Below are 16,250 nucleotides of genomic sequence, written 5' to 3'. Positions count from 1 at the left end.
TCGCACGAGGCTATCTACCGGACCCTCTACATCAGCTCGCGCCTGTCGCTCCCCTCGACGCTGAAGACGCATCTGCGGTCGGGGCGCGGCATGCGCACCTCGAGGAAAGCGCGTCGTACCGGGCACGGGCGGGGCCGGCTGCGGAACATGGTCTCTATCCATGATCGACCAGAGCAGATCGAGACCCGGACCGAGGTAGGGCATTGGGAAGGGGACCTCGTCATGGGGCGACGCCCCAGCGCCGTGGCAACCCTCGTGGAACGCACCACCAGGATCGTTCGCCTCGTCAAGCTCGATGGCATCAAGGGCCCAGACGTCCGCGCCGCGCTCGTCCAGAACCTCCGCGGCATGCCGAAATCACTGTTGAGGTCGATCACTTGGGATCGAGGTCGAGAGATGTCAGAGCACGAACAACTCGCCCACGACCTCGGCATCCACGTCTACTTCTGCGATCCTCGCTCACCGTGGCAACGAGGCTCGAACGAGAACACCAACCGGCTCCTACGCCAGTACCTGGCGAAGAACGCCGACCTGTACCGCTTCACTCAAGACGAACTCGATCAGATCGCGAACAAGATCAACACACGTCCACGCCAGGTCCTTGACTGGCTGAGCAGCCGCGAACGACTTCGTGCTTGCAGGCTCGCCTAAACGGCTCAGTAGAGCGGCTCGAGAGTGTCATCTTCGAGGTCAGGCAGCATCTCGTGATCGTCGTAGGTCATGTAGTCAACGGAGTGCAGGTAACCGTCGACGACCCATAGATCGAGCTGGCCAAGCCCTTCTCCGGCGCGCGAGACATCCAAGATAGAGAACGGTCCGCCACCGTGCCTGATCCGGGCTGCCTTCGGCAACTTGGGAACCGAGATAAGGAAGCAGTCGCACTCGTCGAGCTGGTACCCACCCCACGACGCGACGCGGAGCTGCTCGCGAGCCAGTTCACGGTACGGGTGATCCCCGCTGCACAGAAGATCCAGCACCGTCTTCTCCTTCGCGGAGAAAGCACTCCCAACTGCGCGACCACGACTCATGTTCATCCCTCGAGGATACGGGGGCGGCATCGCTGGGTCTCGCTACCGCAGACATGGCACCTACGGCACGAAGACCTGACAGAGTAGGCGGGTGGTGCGTTGACCGGTTGAGACCGCCGTCGATTCTGACGCTGCAGCGTCGAAGTCCGACATGTGACTTCGTCTGCTGGATGGCGGGGTTCTTCGGTCGCTTCGTGGCGGGGTCAGGTGACACCGATGACCAGGGTGCTCTGTGCGGCTTCGATGACGTCGTTGGTGATGGTGTCGAGTTCGTTGATCTTCAGGACCCGCTGGATCTGGGGGAAGAGGCGTTCGAGGAGCCGGAAGTTGCCGCGGGTGATCCGTGCGATGGCTGCGATGGCTTGGGCGTCGGTGAAGTCGTCGGGGTCGAGGGTCTTGCCGAGGGATCGCCAGTGTCGCTCGAGGACGAACAGCAGTTCGTCTTGTCCCAGGGGCCGGTACTGGTGGGCGAAGCCGACTCGGCTGTAGAACTGGGGGTAGTGGCTGAACTGCTTCTCCAGGCCGGGCATGCCGATCAGGATCAGGGCGATGTCGTCGCGGTCGTAGCGATCGCGCAGCAGTTCCAGAGCGGCGGGACGCAGTCGTTCGGCCTCGTCGACGATGATCAGCTCCACGTAGTTCCTGCCGTGTCGCCATCCCCAGGCCTCGGGAGTGGCCGTGCCGGGAGGTACGAGGTGCTGCTCGATGCACATGTTGGTGCGGGTGATGGCTTGGGTCAGCTCGTCCTTCAGGGTCCGCGGGGTGGTCAGCACGCTGGGGGTGTAGAGCACGGTGCGGCTCCGGTTCAAGGCGGCGTAGATCTTGGCGTCGTTGTCGGAGCGCGGCCCCCAGTAGGTCAGCAGGTCATGAGCCTTCTCGTAGTGTGCGTAGCGGCGCGCGGAGAGTGTCTTTCCTACGCCGGCTGATCCGAAGCACAAACCGATGGTGTGCCCGCGGCGCACGGCGTCGGCGAACTCGGTGAAGCGGCGGTGCTCCTTGGTGACGATGAAGCGCTGGCTCACCTGAGGTCCTCCTTGTAGATCTTCAACGCCGACCTCGGCGCCGGAGCCGGTGCTTCGGTGATCCGTGGCGTCTCGGTAGGTGCGGCCACGAGGGCGATGCGTTCGTTGATGCCGGCTCGCAGCGCCCGGCGGCGGGCGTTGCGCGCGGCCTGGATCTCCTTGAGGCTGACCTTCTGGTCGTGGTGCTCTTGGTTGACGGCCTTGCAGACGAATTCGTCGTGATCGAAGACGCGGATCTCGGTGATGTCGCGGGGGTCGTAGCGGATCACGACCGAGCGTCCGACGTAGCCGGCCAGAGTTGGCGAGACGTAGCGCAGGCCCTGGAAGCGGATGCCATCGCGGCGCACGACGCGGGTCTTGGCGACGGTCAACAGCAGTCTGTCGAGGTCTTCCAGGCTCTCGGGCATTCGGGGCAGCCAGCCATCGGCGATCCACGCGCTGCGCGGGGAGGTTCCGAGCTCGCTGTGCGTGCGGTCGTTGTAGGTGGCCACGAACGCCTCCAGGGCGCTATCGAGGGCGGCCAGGGACAGTTTCGGTGTCGGCCAGGGGTGCCCTTCGGTGATGTGTCCGGGCAGGGTGGCGAGTAGCTCGGTGTTGATGGTGCCGAAGAACCGCTCGATCTTGCCCCGTCCCTGGGGTCGGGCGACGGTGGAGTGGATCAGTCGGATGTGGAGGTCGACGGCGGTGTGGGCGAGCTGGTCACTGGTGAAGTCGCTGCCGTGGTCGACGTAGAGCACGTCGGGCAGGCCGCACATCGGCCAGGCCGGGTCGGTCTTGTGCCAGATCGCTTGGCGCAGCGCCAGTGCGGTGTTCATCGCCGACGGTGCGCCCAGGAAGACTGTGTAGCCGCAGACCGCCCGGGAGCAGTCGTCGAGGATCGTTGTCAGCCATGGCCGTGCGGGCTTGCCGTCGGTGCCCACCACCAGGATGTCGAGCATGGTGTGATCGGATTGCCACATCGCGTTGGGCAGCTCTGCTTGCCGGCGTAGCACCAGCTCGTGCTTGTCGCGGTAGGACGCTGCGCCCTCCAGGGCGAGGGTGACCATGCCGGGATCCAGGGTCCGCACGATGTCCCACACCACCGAGTAGGAGGGGACCGGCCACCTCCGGGCGGCGCAGATGCCCGTGACTTTGCGATGGATCGTGGCGATGGCCGGCCGCGGCTTGCTCAGTGCCAGGCCCTCGATCAGGTCGACGAGGTCGGGCGGAAGGCGGCGGGAGCCGGCGTCCGCCCGTGAGGCTGTCTCCAGTCCGGCGTAGCCGTCGGCGCGGTAGCGGGCGTGCCAGCGCTCCAGGGTCCGCAGCCCTACATTGGTCTCGCGAGCTAAGCGCGCGAGGGGCACCTGGTCCTCGACGTGGAGCCTGAGGATTCGCCACCGCGCTCGAGCGTCCACGACGCACCTACTGCAAGGCGTTCTCGCGCCCGCGCTCGGCGCGCTGAAGGGCGCGGTAGACCGTGGAGCGGCCCACGCTGAACAGCTCGGCCAGCTCGCCCACGGTGAGCTCGTCGGCAGCATGTAGCTGGACGAGGTGAGCTTCTTGCCGGGGGGTGAGTTTCGGTGATTTCCCGCGCAGCCGGCCCTTGGCCTTGGCGACCTTCATCCCCTCGCGGGTGCGGGCACGGATGAGGTCGGCTTCGAACTCGGCGACCATCGCCAGCACGTTGAACAACAGTTTCCCCATCGGGTCGGTCGGGTCGTACACCGATCCGGCGATGCTCAGCTTCACTTCCCGCGCCGCGAGGTCGTCGGCGATCTGGTGGGCATCACGGACTGAACGCGCCAGCCGATCGAGCTTGGTGACCACGAACGTATCGCCGTCCCGACAGGCAGCCAGCGCCTGCCGCAGGCCCTCACGGTCGGCGTTGCGGCCCGTGAGCCCGTGATCGACGTAGATGCGCTTGGGATCGACGCCGAACGCCGCGAGTCCGTCACGCTGCGCGGTCAGGTCCTGCTCGTCGGTGGAGACTCGGGCATAGCCGACCTTCAAGGGGGACATGCTCCCCAGTGTGTCATATAGCCTCCCCTCACCGGACAGTTCACCGGACGGGTCTTACGGGACAGCCCGCCAGGCGTGTGAGTCGCAGAGGTGTTGTCGATGTCCGGAGTCGTCGGCACTTCTGTCCGAAGTCCTCAACACTCGTGTGTGTCAGCCGATCGCGCGAGGTGGGGCGACTGTCTCGTATCCCATGCGTTACGAGACACCGAGGTTTCGAGACACGTCGCGCGCCGCGACTGGCCAGCTGCTAACTGTTTGTCCATGACTGGTCCGCACGGGCAGACTGATAACTATGCTCCTTAACCGCGTTCTGGACCCCATGGACGACGACCGCGTTCGCTCCGACATCGCCGCATTGGCTGGGCCGCGAGCTTTCCAAGTGGACGGCGTGAGTCAAGATCGACAAGGAATTCACCAGTTTCGATTCTGGGTGAACGAACCGGCGGCGGTCTGGGAGATGGTGCTCGATAGCGGCGCGAGATGGTCTTACTCCGAAGGCGTAGTCGACTACGCTCACGGAGCACCGCACCCGATCGATTTTATCGCCTCTCTACCAAGTCAGTTGAGGATGCTATGGCCAACCGAGTTTCTAATTTGGGGGGCTCGTTCGACGCACTTCCGTCCTGTCCTCCTTCAATCCGTCGGCCAAAGATCGCTACTTCTCACGTTCGAGCACGGAGAGGATCCCGCGATGAGACAGACCATGGTCATCGATCGGACAACCGGCATTGCCACGAAACGAATCGAATACGAACACGGGATCATCCTGAGGAACATCGCTGCCCTCGACGCATCAACGCCAACTCTTGACACGGTCTTTGAACCCGTCACCGAGTGGATCCGCGCAAAATACTGAGGCCCGCCCTTCTCAGGAATTATCTGCGTTGAGGGCCGAGTCTCTCTCATCTGTTCATTCGCTCCACCAGCGGCCACTGCCGGATTTTCCCGGGCTTGCAGCACCCCAACGTAGATCTATGGCTCACGCTACGACCTTCGGGTTTCCGCGCAACCAGCACTTCCGAAATGGGGGGCCTCGTGCGTTCATCTGGTCCACTAGTCGAAACCACCCGCAAAGTGTCGCGTAACCCTAGGCTTACGAGACGTCTCATCTGCCTGAGTGTTGAGGGCTTCGGACATTGACATAGTTCGCGAGTTTCCCAGGCTCGGCGATTCTCGCAACTATGTCTCGCAAGTGATTGACTAGATACGAGTACTCACCCTTAGTTGCGAGACATCTGGAGAACCCTGAAATGGCAAAGCTGATCGGCTACGCACGAGTGTCCACCCGTCAGCAGTCAACGGATCGCCAAGAAGCCGACCTTCTGGCTGCGGGCGTCCGCCGAGATGATCTGTACACCGATCACGGAGTCTCCGGTGCCCGCGCATCTCGCCCCCAATTCGATCGTGCGATCGAAGCAATCGAAACCGGCGACACTCTCGTCATCACCACACTGGATCGATTGGGCCGATCGACACAAAACATGCTCGCCTTCGCAGACGAGCTCCGCGCTCGAGGCGCAGGATTGCGCGTACTGAACCTTGGAGGCGGCGACGTCGACACATCCACGCCGATGGGGTCGATGCTATTCACCGTCATGGCCGCGCTCGCGCAGATGGAACACCAAATCAAGCGCGAGCGCATCGTTGACTCGATCAGCAAACGACGCATCGCCGGCAAGGATCTCGGCGGACGCCGACAGCGAGTCACGGACAGCCAGATCCGGAACGCCCTCCACCTCGTACAAAGCGGCCAGCCAACAGCCCAGGTCGCCCGCGACCTCGGAATGTCCCGCGCAACCTTCTACCGCCGCTCACGAGCACTCACCGACTAGCACTCAGCCGCAAAGTGTCGGTTTGTCCACACCAGTACAGATCGGGCGTTGTCGACAGTCCCCAGCAAAATGCCCGAAAAACTAGGGCCAGCTGTGCCGACGACTTCGAACACTGACAGAAACGGCGGCGCTCTCTGATCGCTCAGAGTCGGCTTCCAAGCGTCTCGTGGAACGATCCCCAAACGGACACTGGCAACACTAAGTTCACTTCACTAAACTTAGCCATATGACCGATGAAGACCGACAGAACGCGCTGGCCGATGTGATCGAATCGGCGCGGTTGCTTCACGCTCTCCGGCAGTTTGCCGGGGAGCTGGAGTCGCTAGCAACGGACGCTATCAAGATCGCACGCGCCGAGGGCGTCCCTCAGACCCTCATCGCGGAGGCCGCAGCGCTTTCTGCTGGGAGGGTGAGCCAGATCGTCAACGATGGCGAGCCGCCCGCTCCTCGGGTTGAAGTCAGCCGCCGCATCTACGAGATGAGCGAATGGCCAGGAGATGCGCTGCGCCCGCACCGAGCCGCATTCGCCGGCCGCATGACGTATCCTCCATACCCGCGCCGCCGAGGTGCCAGCTAGCGATCGTTAAACGCACAGATGCGCGAGCTGACAGTCAATGCGAATGACTAGGGTCAGTCGCCAAGGTCTTCGTGCAGCATGCGAATCAGTTCGTCCACGTCGGTTGCTCCGGCGACGGAGAGGAGGTCGCGCACTTCCGACCAGGAGAGTGTCATACGGAACGGACGTTGAGGAGCTGCCAGCCTTCGGGCACCTTCGCCCGTAGCGCCGTCATGTCGTCAGCTTCGATCTCGTGAAACTCTGCGGATCGGTAGCGGCCGTGCCCGATGAGTTCGGTCGACCCCTTCACCATTTCCACGCGCGCGTGGGTGAGTTCGTGCCCTGCTGGCACCTGGCGCTCGAGCCCGTCGCGGAGATCCGCTTGCACGTGGGAGTGGGCGGTGAGGTTTGCCGTCGCCGTAGGGCGAATCATTCCGATCAGCACGACGTCGAGCGTACGGGGGAGCGGTGCGCGCGTACTGAACGGGCTCCGCGATGCAAGCCTCTCCCGGCTGGCGGCTCGGGTCGGTACATCTGAGGGAAGTAGAAACCGATCGAGCAGGAGGCATCATGCCGACAGGGGACGTCGAGACCTACCACCGCGACGGCGCGTGGCATAACCGTATCGAGGGAACCGGCGTGACCGTTCCCGAGAGTTACGTGACCAAGCACGAGGCCGTCGAGGCGGGACGGGAGATGGCCCGCCAGCGGAAGGTCGAGCACATCATCCGCAACGAGAACGGTCAGATCGGCGAGCGAACCTCCTACGGTCACGATCCGCGGGGCGTAAAGGGCTGAGCATGGCGATGCCGGCCGGGCTCAGCCCGCCGTTCGAGGTGGCGCTCGCCCGGCCGGTGTCATCCTTCCTCCACCCCGTGTCTCTGCCCGGGGGTGTGCTGTACGAGCCGAAGTGGGACGGGTTCAGGCTCGTCATCGTCCGAGATGAGGACGTGTCCCTCTGGTCGCGCCAGGGGAAGGACCTCACCCGGTACTTCCCCGAGCTGATCGCCGCGGCCGAGCTGCTGCCCGAAGGTGTGATCGTCGACGGCGAGGCCGTTGTCTGGTCGGACGGCAAGCTCGACTTCGACGCTCTGCTGCGCCGCATGAACAGCCGACCCAGCACCGTCGCACGCCTCGCGCGCGAACAGCCCGCTTCGTATGCCGCGTTCGACGTCCTCGCTGTCGCGCACCAGGACACCCGCCCGCTACCTCTGCGAGACCGCCGCTCCCTCCTGACCGAGCTCGCGGGAGAGTGGCAGCCACCGCTGCACCTGTCGCCCGTCACGGAGGACGAAACCGAAGCGGGGGAGTGGTTCGCCACACTCGTACAGTCCGGCATCGAGGGGCTCGTGGCGAAGGGCGCCGGCCAGCCGTACCGCGGAGGCGAGCGCGACTGGTTGAAGCTCAAACACCGCTCCACGCGCGACGTCATCTGCGCCGCCGTCATCGGTACGCGAGAGCGGCCCGAACAGCTCGTGCTGGGGCTACCCGCGGGGGAGGAGTTGCGCATTGTGGGTCGCACCTCCCCGTTGGCGCCCGCCACGGCGCGGACGCTGGGGAAGCTGCTGCGAGAGCTGGACGGCGCGCACCCGTGGCCGGGCCAGGTGAAGCCCGGCGCCATCGACAGGTTCAACCGCGGCGGCCGCGCCGCCGTCGATCTCACCCTGGTCGATCCGATCGTCGTGGAGATCTCCGCCGACGTTGCGATGACCGGTGGCTCATTCCGTCATGCCGTGCGGTTCGTGCGTGCGCGCCCTGACCTCGAGCTCGCGGAGGTTGCGGCTGACGCGTTCGATACGTAATTCAGTACAGGCGTATCGAGGTGGCTGCACCACTGGGCGCCGATTTGTGGGCGCGAAAAAGCCCCCCGACGCAGGTCGCGTCGAGGGGCAGGTGAGTACGATCCGGTCGTGACTTCGTCTGATCTTCACGAGGCCTTTCCGACTGCTCGGTCTGCGGGCTGAGCTGCCGATACCGGAGGGCGCCCGGGAGGGTCACACGCCGACGCGCGGCGGGTGGTGAGACGGTCAGTGATGACTCAGTTGTAAAGCATGCCGCCGTCGACGAGAAGCACCTGGCCGGTGACGTAGTCCGAGTCGGGGCCGGCGAAGAACGACACGACCTTCGCGACGTCCTCGGGGGTCTCGATGCGGCCGAGCGCGATGCCCTCCACGTTTTCCTTGAGGTTCTGGCCGAGTGGCTTGCCGTTGATCTTGCTGAGCTCGGCGTCGATGAGTTCCCACATGCCGGTGCCGACGATGCCGGGCGCGTAAGCGTTCACCGTGATGCCCTTCGGAGCGAGCTCCTGCGCGGCCGCCTGGGTGAAGCCGCGAACGGCGAACTTCGAGGCCGAATACGCGCTGAGGATGGGGAACCCCTGGATCGACGCGATGGATGCCGCGGAGATGATCTTTCCACCGTGACCGAGCTGTTCGAACTTCGCTGCGGCCGCCTGGATGCCCCAGACCACGCTGTCGACGTTGATCCGGAAGATCTGATCGAGCTCTTCGGCGGTGATCTCGAGTACGGGCTTGATCTGGGCGATGCCGGCGTTGTTGACGATCACATCGAACCCGCCGAGCTGTTCGGCGGCTGCGTCGACAGCGGCAACGACCTGGTCGCGCTTCGACACGTCCGCAGCGACGAAGACCGCTTTTCGGCCCAGCTGCTCGATCTCGGCGACGACCGAATCACCCTTCTCGCGCTGCGGCTCGATGTCCGCGACGGCGATGTCAAAACCGTCGGCGGCGAGACGAAGCGCGATGCCGCGCCCGATCCCCTGCCCGGCTCCGGTGACCAATGCGACCTTATCCTGAATAGCCATTCTCGTACTCCTTCTCAAACGCGAACGGGCGCCCAGCAGATTCGATGTTCGCGGGCCTCGCGCGTCGTACAGTGCAGGGCCAGCAGAAGTGGCTGCCCGTCTCCCACTTTAACATGGCGAATCGATTTGTATTCCCTGGCGCTCCTGACGTGCCAGGGTCACGCCATGAACGGCATGAGTTCGGGAGGCATGGTCACAAAGGGCCGCATCATATCGCGATCCTCGTGCTCGAGGATGTGGCAGTGGTACATGTAGCGGCCGCTGTAGGCGTGGAACCGGACGGCGATCTCGACGATTTCGTGGGGGTTGACGCGGACTGTGTCTTTGAGCCCGCGCTCGTTGGCGTCGATGACGTGGTCGAGCTCGTCGTCGGGGTCGCGACCGAGAGTGATCCGCGCGCTGAGGTCGAGATCGCCGATGCCGTCGTCGGGGATCTCCCAGCCGATGGGCCGGCGCGCGAGGACCTGGAAGGGATCGAGGTGGATGTGGATGGGGTGCGTGTCATCGGTGAGGTTGATGAGCTGCCAGATCTCGTACTGGCCGAGCATCGGGAAGAACGTGGCGGTGTCCTCGAAGTGGGCGGCAACCGCGCGGTAGCGCGTCGTGTGGTCGCCGTCGGTGAGGGTGATCAGCGGACCGGTCGTCTCGTCCTCGTCGTCGACAACGGCGAGCTCACGCATGGTCAGCATGTTGGGTACGTCCTCGAACTCGCGCTCGACAAGCGCGATGGCACGCCGCGGCGCCGCGTCCAGCTCCTCGGGTTTTGGCAGGGCGAAGTCGGTCGCCAGTTCGCGGGGCACCGGACGGTGCGCGACCGGGCCCGGGACGACACGGAAACGCATGACCTGGGGGTACGGCAGCAGCGCGTCGAGATCCGCGGCATCGGCGGCATCAGCGGCGGGAAAGGGCGCGCCATCGAACGGAGCGCCGGCGGTGTTGTAGAGCGTGAGCTCGGTGCCCGGTTGAAGGTCCGAGAAGTCGACGAGCAGGTCGGCGCGCTCGGCTGAGGCGAGGACCAGCCCGTCGGGTGGCAGCGCGACGGGCTCGCGGAGTAGGCCCGAGTCGGTGCCGATCTGAGTGATGCGATCGAATTCGGGCACGCCGTCTCGCAGCAGCACGAGCCGGAAGGTGCGGGCGTTGGAGCCGTTGAGCACGCGGAAGCGGTACGTGGCGGGCTGGACGTCGAGGATAGGCCAGACTTTGCCGTTGACGACCGTGAACGGCGCGAAGGCCTCCATCACCCCAGGGTCGGTCTTGTGCACCAGCTGGCCGGTCAGCCGACCGCCCTCGTCGAGTCCGAAGTTACGGTCCTGCAGCAGCAGCGGCACCTCGTACGGTGGTCCCTCGGGCAGCCCGAGGTCACGTTCGCGCTGGTCGCGGATGATCCACAGTCCCGCCAGCCCGGCGTATACGTCGAACCGAGTGACGCCCATCACGTGGTCGTGGTACCAGAGCAGCGTCGCGCGTTGGTCCATCGGGTAGTCAAATACGGCGAGCTGGCCGGGTGCGAAGAGGTTCTCGGTCCAGCCGTCGTACACGGCCGGTGTCAGGCCACCGTGCAGGTGCACGACCGAGTGTCCCGTCAGCGCCGCGGCGTGCGGGTCCGGCGTGCCGCCGCTCAGACCGGGACTGCACTGCACAGGCACACCGTCGGCGTCGACCTCGTCGCCGGCCATCGTTACGATGACGGGCAGCCCGCCGTCAAGCTCGTTGCGCCACTCGACGCGGACCGGGTGGCCGCGCTCAGCCTCGATCGTCGGGCCTGGGAGCGTGCCGTCGTAGCCCCACACACGCGACCGGGGCAGATCGCGATGGAAGCTGTGTGAGCCGGTACGGATCCGCACCGTCAGACGGCCGTTGTGATCGCGCGCGAGCAGGCGCTCGGGCAACGGCAGAACGTCGACGAACGGCGTCAGAGGCATGTGCTGCGCGGCGGCCATGCGCTACACGCTACCAGCCCGCCCGACGTGTCGTGGGACTATGCGCACACGGGCATAACGGATGGAGTTCCGCGCGCAGACGCGAGCGTCGAACAGAGGTCTCGCGGATGTCGCGGGCGCGGTCTAGATTCCCGGGTATGAGCGCTGGGGAGCGGATCTACTCGGCGGTGTTGCACCGGGACAAGCGGGCCGAGCAGGAGCTCGATCCTGAGGTGCGACGCAATCTCGCGCCCAATGGACTTCGACTGGTGGCCGCCAACGCGCTCCAGTCCTCGGGCGATCAGATCGTCAACGCCTCGACCGTGCTGCCGTGGCTGTTCAACGCCCTCGGCGTTCCCGTGGCGCTGACGGGCCTACTGGTGCCGATCCGCGAGTCGCTCTCGATGCTCCCGCAGGCGTTCCTCACGCCACTCATCGTCCGTGTGCGGTTCCGCAAGTGGGTGTTCATCTCCGGCGCTCTGGTGCAGGCCGCTTCGGCGGGAGTGATCGCCGGAACCGCCGCGCTCGGGCAGGGCCTGGTCGCCGGGGTCGTGATCCTGGTCGGGCTGGCGGCGTTCGCGCTGGGGCGGTGCCTGTGCTCGATCGCCTCCAAGGACGTCCAAGGGAGGACCATACCCAAGGGCGAACTGCGAACCAGTTCGGCCCGGGGCCAACATCTTTCTCGACGCGGCCGGCGCCGACAGGTTCTTCGGATGGTTCGCGAATGCCGACGTGGCGGCTCATCACACTCCGTGGCGAGGACCGCACCCGACTCGGCGAGGCACTGGACGCCGTCGGCAGCGTCGACCGCGAACCTGGGGAGCGCAACCCCAAGCCCTTCCGCGCGGAGCTGCTCATCGCCCTGGTCGCCAGCCCTCGAGAACACCCCGACGTGCCCGAATGGGAACAGCACGCCACCGCCGCCGGCGTCGGCCACCTGCTCCAACTGGCCCTCTGGCAGGCCGGCTGGGGCGTCAAATGGCGCACGGGACACCTGGCCAACTCGCCCGAAGTACGGGCCACGCACGGGCTGGCCGATCACGAACTGCTGATGGGCTGGCTGTACGTCGGCAGCATCGACGACGCCCTGCGGGCCCGCCTGACGAGCTCGTCGCGCCCGATCCTCGACCCCCGGGCCTCACTTCGGGCAGATGCCGCAGAGCCGTGACCGGGGTATCCGTGCGCGACGCATGAGAACTCCCTGAGCCAGAACCTACAGGATCGCGACTGCACGATGACAGTGAACCGGCGGCCCGCTGAGGGGTCGTTCACCGCTACACATTCGAACGGCCGCTGGAGCGGAGCAGAGCTGTCAGTGTCCGAAGTCGACGACACGGTTAATCACATAGTCCTGGGCGTAGTGCAGCCGACAAATGGCACCTGAGCGTCTGAAGTCCTGTGCACAACCGTGCAGTTTGTCAGAAGGCGGCGACACAAACGGCACGCGAGCTCCTGTCCTAGGCGGACGTCCCGTGACTCCACGCTCGATGTGGTGTGGTGTGGTGTGGTGTGGTGTGGGCCCTTGGGCCGGCCACGGGCCGTTAGACCGTTAGGCTCCGTCACCTGCGTCTTTGAGATTGCGTTAGCACTCTGCGTCCGTCGTCGCGCAGCTCACCGGTGGGCGAAACATGTCGATACAAGGTCTGGCGACTCACTCCGAGTTCTTTGCAGAGGTCGCCGACGGTTGTATCGGGTTGGCCCATCGAGGCCATGGCGAGTCGAATCTTGGCCGCGGTCATCTTGTAGGGCCGGCCGCCTCTACGGCCTCGGGCGCGAGAGGCCGCCAGGCCAGCGAGTGTGCGCTCTCGGATGAGTTCGCGTTCGAACTCAGCCAGGGCAGCGAATATCCCGAAGACGAGTTTGCCAGACGATGTGGAGGTGTCAATGGCGGAACCTTCGCCGGCAAGAACCTTCAATCCGATCCCGCGTTGGGTCAGATCATGAACGACGTTAACCAGATGGCGCAGGTCACGGCCGAGGCGATCAAGCTTCCAGATGACCAACGTGTCCCCTTCGCGGAGAGCTTTGACGCATGCGACAAGTTGCGGGCGGTCATCTTTCTTCCCGGACGCGTGGTCTTCATAGAAAGCATCGGCGTGAACGCCCGCGGCGACGAGTGCATCGCGTTGCAAATCAGTGTTCTGTGATCCATCGGCTTTCGAGACGCGCATGTAGCCCACCAGCAATGTGATCTCCTTTGGTTGTCACGTATACGACCGTTTGGGTGACAATTCCTTTTGATCCGGATCAGACCACCGTGATCGTCACAGTACCCGTCATTTATTCTATGTCTTGCGAACGATGGCTACTGGGCTGTTGTGTGACAATCCCGGTGCTGTCCTCCGTGCACGCATGGTGGCGAGCGTCTGCGGAAGGAAAGCATCGGGAACGTCGAGGCTGATCAAATCCCCACGGATGCTCTGAAATGTCTTCTCAGTTCGCGTAAGGCTCGTCAGGATCGCGAGCATGCGCTCTGCGACAAGCGGGTCTTGCTGCGCGAGAGCGAGGGCTTCGCTCATCGCTTCACGCGCCTCGTCCCAGATGTCGCGCGGCGGCAAGCCGTCGTGAGCTGGTCGATCTGGCTCGGGCGTCAAGAGGTGACCGAGTGTGCCGGGTGCTTCAATATCTCCGGTTTCGACCAGATGAATAGCTGTCGCGGCGGCTTCAAGAAACATCTCTTGCTGCGGCCAGGGTAGTGTCTCGTAGGTTCGCGCGGCACCGATGATGCCAGCCCGAACTGGGTGCCCAGCCGTGCGCCAGATGAGTTCGATGGCGCGGCGCGGGCGGACCCTAAGCGTGGAGACTGGAATCGAGAGCTCCTCGATGACGGTGCGCAGCAAGCGGAACCACACTCCAACGTGGACTGTTCGGCGTGGTAGGACGACCGTACCGGTACTCAGAGCTTCTTCAGTGCGTGCATCCTGGATCGCGACGGGTCGCGGAACGGGCCGGTCGTTCGTCTTGCTGTGCTCCCAGCCGAAGAACGCGAATGTTCCATAGGCAGGGTCGAGCCAGCGACCGTGGTGGGGGCAGGTGAGCGTGATGGGAAGTTGCACAATCAGCGGCACCCCGTCTGTCGCGCTCCCCACGCACGCCGGGCACGCGCGGCTGACAGGTCTGTTCTTGGAGTTGAGTGGCAGCCACGCCCTCCAGTTCAACACTTCTCGGTGCGGACGTTCCTTGAATGTGACGATCACGGAGCCTTGGCGCACATAGGTGTCGAACGCAGCGCCGGGCGTCGGCTCAGGCTGGAGCGAATCGAGAAGCCATGGCACCCAACCAGCGACTGTCATTCGACGCACCTGCGCTGGTGGCACACCCGTGCGCGCCGCCAGAATCGTGATTAGCTCCGAGGGCACCTCCAGGTCCAGCGACCCGATCGACCCCGGCACGGGAGCGCCGGGTGGAGTGAGGTCGTGGCGAACAAGCTGGTCGAGGGGCATCCCGTACACAGTGGCGAGCCTGTGAAGCCACGAGCTCAGTGCTTCGCCATGGCCGGGCGGCGGGTGAAGCGGCCACCGATGCGTCATGGCAGTTCGCGCTCGAACAGACGTCGCCGTTCCGCGGGTCCGACGTAGGGAGCGACAAGGAGGGTGCGCTGATTGATCGCTTCCTCGCCTGTCTCGATCGCTGCAACGGCGGCGTCGGTGAGAAGACGGGTGAGTTCCCCGATGGTTCCCTCGCTGCGGGTGAGGAGGTAGCGTGCCATATCCTCCGTGTCGATGACCGAGCGTCGGCGAAGAGGGAAGGCTGCCGCGAAACTGGCCAGCAGCGTGCGCCCCTCATCGTTGGGCTCCCAACGCGGCAAAGCGAAGGGCTCGAAACGGTTTTCCAGCTGGTCGTCGGATCGGATTGCCATATATGCCTCGCGCGTGCCGACCCCGACCAACGGGATACGCAACTCGTTGCCCAGAAACCTCAGCACGTTCAGGAACTCGCGTCGGGTGTCACCGCGACCGGCCAGCACGTTGTGCAGCTCATCAATCACCAGCACCCGCACTCCGACCGCCCGCAACAGGGACAACGTTGCCTGTTCCATCTCCGGTACGCGTTGTCGAGGGCGAAGCGGTGCTCCCAGCGCTGCTTGCAGCGCGACGTAGAACCGGGACACCGACGGGTCTGATGGCATCTGCACGGCCAGGACCGGCACCTGTTCAAGCTCGACGTGGGAGATCGGCGGGTGGAGACGGCGGAACTTCTCGATGATCATCGACTTGCCGTTATTGGTCGGCCCCAACAGCAGCAGGTTCGGCATGCGCTGCTTCTTCGGCCACTCGTACAGGGCCTCCAACCGCTCCAGTGCCTCGGACGCGCGAGAGTATCCGATCCACCGGTCAGCGCGCACATGCCTCAGCCGCTCATCCGCGGGAAGGCGTGTGATCGGTTGCGCGCTGGGATGCAGATGCGTGAGGTCCGCGTCCGCAGTCACGGCTTCCGCGTCCATCACCACTGTTCGATCTCTTCGAAGGGCATCACGCGGTCCTCAGTAGCCGGTCCGCTTTTCCCCTCGGGCGGTAGAAGGTCAGGCGGCGGGCGAGTCATAGAGATTTCGTCTGCGGTTCCGCCCCGTTTGCGACGTTCGGCGTTACGACGTGCCTTGCGGGTGGTGGAGCTTGCAGTTTCGGTGATCGTGCGCATGTGCTCGACCGTGCGGAACAGGGCGTCTTCGTCTACCTGCTCTCGGCCCTCAGCGCGCAGTCGTTCCAGAGCGGCGCGGTGCTCCCACACGCTGACAGCCGGGTACGACAGCGTCCGGTACGGCACAGGCATATAGGAACCATCGTCGGGATCGAGCACCCAGATACGGCTGATGTCCCGCGGATCTCGGCGGATCACGAATCGTTCCATCTGGCTACGGCGCGCGATCCACGGCTTTAGCCCGTTCCGAAAATAGTGCACGTGGTCGATCACGAACCCCGTCCGTGTCAGCTTCCGGCGCACGACGGGCAAAAAGTCCACCAGGAACGTGGATGCATCCGTGACCATCGACGGCGCTGCCTCCTGGACCCCTGCTGTCTGGGCTGTGTCAAGTTTTGTAGACGGTCTCTTTGTGGATCAGGCCGCGGTTGCG

Annotated in this window: 19 protein-coding genes; 7 read left to right on the top strand and 12 right to left on the bottom strand. The window is 64.7% G+C overall.

Features of this window, described 5'->3' with window-relative positions; translation table 11 throughout:
* Positions 1-651: IS30 family transposase (locus CZ674_RS04680; RefSeq protein WP_143244636.1), on the top strand; the 651-nt coding region annotated here is incomplete at its 5' end.
* A 5-nt stretch (positions 652-656) separates the two neighbouring features.
* Here the strand turns inward: CZ674_RS04680 and CZ674_RS04675 are convergent.
* The 4 genes from CZ674_RS04675 to CZ674_RS04660 all read right to left on the bottom strand — a co-directional run bounded on the left by CZ674_RS04675 (position 657) and on the right by CZ674_RS04660 (position 4,048).
* The gene (locus CZ674_RS04675; protein WP_086991376.1) at positions 657-977 is read right to left on the bottom strand and encodes a hypothetical protein; all 321 of its coding nucleotides are present in this window, start codon (positions 975-977) and stop codon (positions 657-659) included.
* A gap of 254 nt (positions 978-1,231) precedes the next feature.
* Complete coding sequence (locus CZ674_RS04670) at positions 1,232-2,050, bottom strand: AAA family ATPase (RefSeq protein ID WP_037161208.1); 819 nt, start codon at positions 2,048-2,050, stop codon at positions 1,232-1,234.
* Positions 2,047-3,444, bottom strand: coding sequence for a Mu transposase C-terminal domain-containing protein (locus CZ674_RS04665; RefSeq protein WP_086991375.1), 1,398 nt, complete (start codon positions 3,442-3,444; stop codon positions 2,047-2,049). The genes CZ674_RS04670 and CZ674_RS04665 overlap by 4 nt, the downstream gene beginning before the upstream one ends.
* A gap of 7 nt (positions 3,445-3,451) precedes the next feature.
* Positions 3,452-4,048, bottom strand: coding sequence for a recombinase family protein (locus CZ674_RS04660; RefSeq protein WP_086991374.1), 597 nt, complete (start codon positions 4,046-4,048; stop codon positions 3,452-3,454).
* Positions 4,049-4,340: 292 nt separating this feature from the next.
* Between CZ674_RS04660 and CZ674_RS04655 the strand changes: the two genes are divergently transcribed.
* The 3 genes from CZ674_RS04655 to CZ674_RS04645 all read left to right on the top strand — a co-directional run bounded on the left by CZ674_RS04655 (position 4,341) and on the right by CZ674_RS04645 (position 6,457).
* On the top strand, positions 4,341-4,904 hold the full coding sequence (locus tag CZ674_RS04655) for a hypothetical protein (RefSeq protein ID WP_086991373.1): 564 nt from the start codon (positions 4,341-4,343) through the stop codon (positions 4,902-4,904).
* A 394-nt stretch (positions 4,905-5,298) separates the two neighbouring features.
* Positions 5,299-5,880: a recombinase family protein gene (locus CZ674_RS04650; protein ID WP_086991372.1), complete on the top strand. Its 582-nt coding sequence runs from the start codon at positions 5,299-5,301 to the stop codon at positions 5,878-5,880.
* A 226-nt stretch (positions 5,881-6,106) separates the two neighbouring features.
* Positions 6,107-6,457 carry a hypothetical protein gene (locus CZ674_RS04645; RefSeq protein WP_086991371.1) on the top strand — a complete coding sequence of 117 codons (351 nt, stop codon included), beginning with the start codon at positions 6,107-6,109 and terminating at the stop codon, positions 6,455-6,457.
* Positions 6,458-6,608: 151 nt separating this feature from the next.
* Here the strand turns inward: CZ674_RS04645 and CZ674_RS04640 are convergent, their stop codons facing one another.
* The gene (locus CZ674_RS04640; RefSeq protein WP_086991370.1) at positions 6,609-6,881 is read right to left on the bottom strand and encodes a hypothetical protein; all 273 of its coding nucleotides are present in this window, start codon (positions 6,879-6,881) and stop codon (positions 6,609-6,611) included.
* 125 nt (positions 6,882-7,006) lie between these two features.
* Between CZ674_RS04640 and CZ674_RS04635 the strand changes: the two genes are divergently transcribed.
* Together CZ674_RS04635 and CZ674_RS04630 are read left to right on the top strand one after the other, a co-directional pair.
* Complete coding sequence (locus CZ674_RS04635; RefSeq protein ID WP_086991369.1) at positions 7,007-7,234, top strand: DUF2188 domain-containing protein; 228 nt, start codon at positions 7,007-7,009, stop codon at positions 7,232-7,234.
* Positions 7,235-7,311: 77 nt separating this feature from the next.
* Entirely contained in the window at positions 7,312-8,238 is a 927-nt protein-coding gene (locus CZ674_RS04630; protein ID WP_327078614.1) for an ATP-dependent DNA ligase, read from the top strand.
* A gap of 236 nt (positions 8,239-8,474) precedes the next feature.
* Here the strand turns inward: CZ674_RS04630 and CZ674_RS04625 are convergent, their stop codons facing one another.
* From CZ674_RS04625 to CZ674_RS14130, 3 genes are all read right to left on the bottom strand, one after another.
* Positions 8,475-9,260, bottom strand: a complete 786-nt coding sequence (locus tag CZ674_RS04625) for an acetoin reductase (RefSeq protein WP_025104939.1) — start codon at positions 9,258-9,260, stop codon at positions 8,475-8,477.
* Positions 9,261-9,418: 158 nt separating this feature from the next.
* A complete protein-coding gene (locus CZ674_RS04620) occupies positions 9,419-11,200 on the bottom strand; it encodes a multicopper oxidase family protein (RefSeq protein WP_086991368.1) in 1,782 nt (593 codons plus the stop codon).
* 353 nt (positions 11,201-11,553) lie between these two features.
* The gene (locus CZ674_RS14130; protein WP_159456895.1) at positions 11,554-11,802 is read right to left on the bottom strand and encodes a hypothetical protein; all 249 of its coding nucleotides are present in this window, start codon (positions 11,800-11,802) and stop codon (positions 11,554-11,556) included.
* Between the two features lie 101 nt (positions 11,803-11,903).
* Here CZ674_RS14130 and CZ674_RS04610 point away from each other — a divergent pair, with 101 nt between their 5' ends.
* Entirely contained in the window at positions 11,904-12,347 is a 444-nt protein-coding gene (locus CZ674_RS04610; protein WP_086991367.1) for a nitroreductase family protein, read from the top strand.
* Positions 12,348-12,738: 391 nt separating this feature from the next.
* On the opposite strand, the gene CZ674_RS04605 is transcribed toward CZ674_RS04610, so the two are convergent.
* From CZ674_RS04605 to CZ674_RS04590, 4 genes are all read right to left on the bottom strand, one after another.
* The gene (locus CZ674_RS04605) at positions 12,739-13,365 is read right to left on the bottom strand and encodes a recombinase family protein (RefSeq protein ID WP_086991366.1); all 627 of its coding nucleotides are present in this window, start codon (positions 13,363-13,365) and stop codon (positions 12,739-12,741) included.
* Positions 13,366-13,464: 99 nt separating this feature from the next.
* Positions 13,465-14,709, bottom strand: a complete 1,245-nt coding sequence (locus CZ674_RS04600; RefSeq protein WP_086991365.1) for a TniQ family protein — start codon at positions 14,707-14,709, stop codon at positions 13,465-13,467.
* Positions 14,706-15,623: a TniB family NTP-binding protein gene (locus CZ674_RS04595; RefSeq protein WP_086991364.1), complete on the bottom strand. Its 918-nt coding sequence runs from the start codon at positions 15,621-15,623 to the stop codon at positions 14,706-14,708. The genes CZ674_RS04600 and CZ674_RS04595 overlap by 4 nt, the downstream gene beginning before the upstream one ends.
* On the bottom strand, positions 15,623-16,165 hold the full coding sequence (locus CZ674_RS04590; protein WP_234988425.1) for a Mu transposase C-terminal domain-containing protein: 543 nt from the start codon (positions 16,163-16,165) through the stop codon (positions 15,623-15,625). Before CZ674_RS04590 ends, CZ674_RS04595 begins: the two co-directional genes overlap by 1 nt.
* Positions 16,166-16,250 lie beyond the last annotated feature (85 nt).

It is taken from the genome of Agrococcus casei LMG 22410 (genome assembly GCF_900163565.1).
Taxonomy (GTDB): Bacteria; Actinomycetota; Actinomycetes; order Actinomycetales; family Microbacteriaceae; genus Agrococcus; species Agrococcus casei.
The sequence above is the reverse complement of the archived record's forward strand: the minus strand, read 5'-3'. Positions and strand labels throughout refer to the sequence as shown.

Excerpts from the sequence above, each read along its gene's own strand:
- CZ674_RS04645 (WP_086991371.1), top strand. The coding sequence starts at position 6,107 with ATGACCGATGAAGACCGACAGAACGCGCTGGCCGATGTGATCGAATCG.
- CZ674_RS04600 (WP_086991365.1), bottom strand. The coding sequence starts at position 14,709 with ATGACGCATCGGTGGCCGCTTCACCCGCCGCCCGGCCATGGCGAAGCA.
- CZ674_RS04655 (WP_086991373.1), top strand. The coding sequence starts at position 4,341 with ATGCTCCTTAACCGCGTTCTGGACCCCATGGACGACGACCGCGTTCGC.
- CZ674_RS04660 (WP_086991374.1), bottom strand. The coding sequence starts at position 4,048 with ATGTCCCCCTTGAAGGTCGGCTATGCCCGAGTCTCCACCGACGAGCAG.
- CZ674_RS04610 (WP_086991367.1), top strand. The coding sequence starts at position 11,904 with ATGCCGACGTGGCGGCTCATCACACTCCGTGGCGAGGACCGCACCCGA.
- CZ674_RS04625 (WP_025104939.1), bottom strand. The coding sequence starts at position 9,260 with ATGGCTATTCAGGATAAGGTCGCATTGGTCACCGGAGCCGGGCAGGGG.
- CZ674_RS04650 (WP_086991372.1), top strand. The coding sequence starts at position 5,299 with ATGGCAAAGCTGATCGGCTACGCACGAGTGTCCACCCGTCAGCAGTCA.
- CZ674_RS04590 (WP_234988425.1), bottom strand. The coding sequence starts at position 16,165 with ATGGTCACGGATGCATCCACGTTCCTGGTGGACTTTTTGCCCGTCGTG.
- CZ674_RS04635 (WP_086991369.1), top strand. The coding sequence starts at position 7,007 with ATGCCGACAGGGGACGTCGAGACCTACCACCGCGACGGCGCGTGGCAT.
- CZ674_RS04620 (WP_086991368.1), bottom strand. The coding sequence starts at position 11,200 with ATGGCCGCCGCGCAGCACATGCCTCTGACGCCGTTCGTCGACGTTCTG.
- CZ674_RS04595 (WP_086991364.1), bottom strand. The coding sequence starts at position 15,623 with ATGGACGCGGAAGCCGTGACTGCGGACGCGGACCTCACGCATCTGCAT.